Origin of the sequence: Rhizobium sp. 16-488-2b (genome assembly GCF_017741815.1) — a bacterium.
GTDB lineage: Bacteria > Pseudomonadota > Alphaproteobacteria > Rhizobiales > Rhizobiaceae > Rhizobium.
In genome coordinates this window covers 1-2,535 of sequence record NZ_JAGHMF010000044.1, presented here as the reverse complement: position 1 = coordinate 2,535, position 2,535 = coordinate 1, and the positions used below count along the sequence as shown (strand labels likewise).

The window sequence follows — 2,535 nt, the reverse complement described above, 5'->3', positions numbered from 1 at the left end:
TGTAGCGGCTATTTAGTAATGCGACAGTTGGGCCAGTTAGAGATGCGACAGTCTCGCCTCTCGACGCACTGGTCAAAGCCAACGTTGGGAGCAAGGATGACGATTTTCAGCCTGGTCGAGACCATGAGCGGTCGGAGTCGTCATGTCCTTTTTGATCACCATGTCGCAGAAAGAATTGCATCGCCTCGAATTCATCCAGAAGATCCGTGACGAACGTCTGACGGTCGTCGAGGCCGCCGAACGGCTCGACCTCAGTCGAAGCCAGGTCCATCGACTGCTGCAGGCCTTTGACCGGGACGGTCCGGCTGGCCTTGTTTCGAAGAAACGATCGCGCCCGAGCAATCGGCGTCATAGCGAGGAGTTTCGCAATGCGGCGCTGGATCTGATCCGGGAGCGCTATCTGGATTTCGGTCCGACGCTGGCGCGCGAGAAGCTGATCGAGCTGCACCGGATTTCGGTCGCCAAGGAAACGCTTCGGCAATGGATGACCGAGGCCGGCATCTGGGTTTCTCGCCGGGAACGCAAGAAGCGGGTTTTCCAGCCACGCGGCCGGCGTGATTGCTTTGGCGAACTGGTGCAGATCGATGGCTCACATCACTGGTGGTTCGAGAACCGTGGCCCCAAATGCGCCCTGCTCGTCTATATCGATGACGCGACCGGCAAGCTGCTGCATCTACGGTTTGCTGGATCGGAGAATACGTTCGACTATCTGCACGCGACCAAGGCCTATCTGCAGCAATGGGGCAAGCCGCTGGCGTTCTACAGCGACAAGCATGGCGTTTTCCGCAGTACGCATGCGTCTGAGAAAGACCGGACGAGCGGCCTGACGCAGTTCGGTCGGGCGCTTTATGAGCTGAACATCGACATTATCTGTGCCAACACCCCGCAGGCCAAGGGCCGTGTGGAACGTGCCAACCAGACATTGCAGGATCGGCTGGTCAAGGAGATGCGGCTTCGCGGTATCGACACGATCGAGGACGCCAACGCCTATGCACCTGAGTTCATTGCAGATTTCAACGCGCGTTTCGGCAAGCTACCGCGTAACCCGAAGGACATGCACCGACCTTTAGCCGATCATGAGAACCTCGATGGCGCCATGTGCCGCAAGGAGGTGCGCACGCTGTCGCAATCCCTGACGCTGCGTTACGACAAGGTGCTGTTCATTCTCGATCCGACCGAGATTTCCAGGCCGTTGGCAGGCCGGAAGGTGATTGTCTGCGATTATCCAGACGGACGGCTTGAGATCATGCACGAGAGCTTTGCCCTGCCCTACAAAACCTTTGACACATTGCGCTCGGTGCATCGCGCCGAGGTCGTCGACAACAAGCGTCTGGACGACATGCTGTCTGTTGTCGCGGAGATACAGGCCGGGCGTGAGCAGCAGCGCAGCAGAAGCGGCCCTCGCCGCACTGGGCAGACCGATCATATGTTCGGCATTCGCGACGGTAGCACGGCGAACGGCTATCAGAAGCGTGGCCGCAAGCCGAGGACAGATTACATGAACGATCCGGCGGTGATTGCGAAGCGCGAGAAAGCATTATCGAAGCAGCCGGCGGCGGAATAAGACGTTTCAATGCACCCCTATGTCGCTTTGTGTATCCGATTCCAGCTGCAGACAGGCGGACCAAAGCGGCGTCTTATGGTAGGATCCATCCTGGAAAAGCGTGAGCCCTTCTCTTGCTTCATAGAGCAGGCCGAGCCAGCACAGGCGCCTCAGGACGCCATATTGGACATCGGATTTCAGTTCCCAGGCTTCCAGGGTCATTTCGGTGTCTGACAGGGGCGCGAAGCCTGGATTGAGGATTTTTACAACATCCAATGGCGTGCAACCTTCTCTGGTCTTGATATTGAGAAGATTGAGGAACATGCGCCACCAGCGCAATCGAGCCTGAACGTCCTCTTGCCGATCGGTCACGTGGACATACGAATAGAGATAGTCCGTGGCGACCAGATCGAAGAAGGTTTGCGGGTTCAGCAGAAACTCGCGGCCTCGTTTGGTTGGCAGCAGAACATTCTTTTTCCGGCGAAGCAGTTTCAGATGCCGGGTCATGTCGCGCACGACCCAGAGCGGCGGCATGTCGCTCTCATTGAGCACCTTGTGCATGCTGTAGAGGTCTTCGGCTGTGAAGTCGGGCCACAGGAAGTTCACAGCGGCCCAATGTACGAATTTGCGGTTCATAGCACCGGTCGCGGTCAATCCTATACCACCTTCGCCGTCAGCATAGGCAACGGACAGAAGCATGCCGCGAAGAAGAGGTGACAGCGCGGCGACATCGACGTCACCCTGCAGCTTGATTTCCGGAAGCATCGTGCAGCTTTGATCCCTACCCGCTCTATTCAGATAAAAGCGAGTATCAGCCGACGACGAAACAATTGCCACAGAGAAAGCTAAAGCCGAAAGGGAGCGTCATCACCCGCCCCCGCTCCGCCCTTTCAACCCGGCCCAGCCGGTCGGATCGGGGGCTGATCCGAGCAGCCAGTGTCGCGTATCTAAATGGCTGACAACGTCGCAGCCCTATTCAGCTTTGACATTGT

At 57.6% G+C, this 2,535-nt stretch carries 2 protein-coding genes; one reads left to right on the top strand and one right to left on the bottom strand.

The features are described from left to right. Window positions 1-142: 142 nt before the first annotated feature. A complete protein-coding gene (locus J5286_RS30210; RefSeq protein WP_209193603.1) occupies window positions 143-1,564 on the top strand; it encodes an ISNCY family transposase in 1,422 nt (473 codons plus the stop codon). 6 nt (window positions 1,565-1,570) lie between these two features. Here the strand turns inward: J5286_RS30210 and J5286_RS30205 are convergent, their stop codons facing one another. Then, complete coding sequence (locus tag J5286_RS30205) at window positions 1,571-2,308, bottom strand: hypothetical protein (RefSeq protein WP_209193602.1); 738 nt, start codon at window positions 2,306-2,308, stop codon at window positions 1,571-1,573. Between the last annotated feature and the right edge of the window lie 227 nt (window positions 2,309-2,535).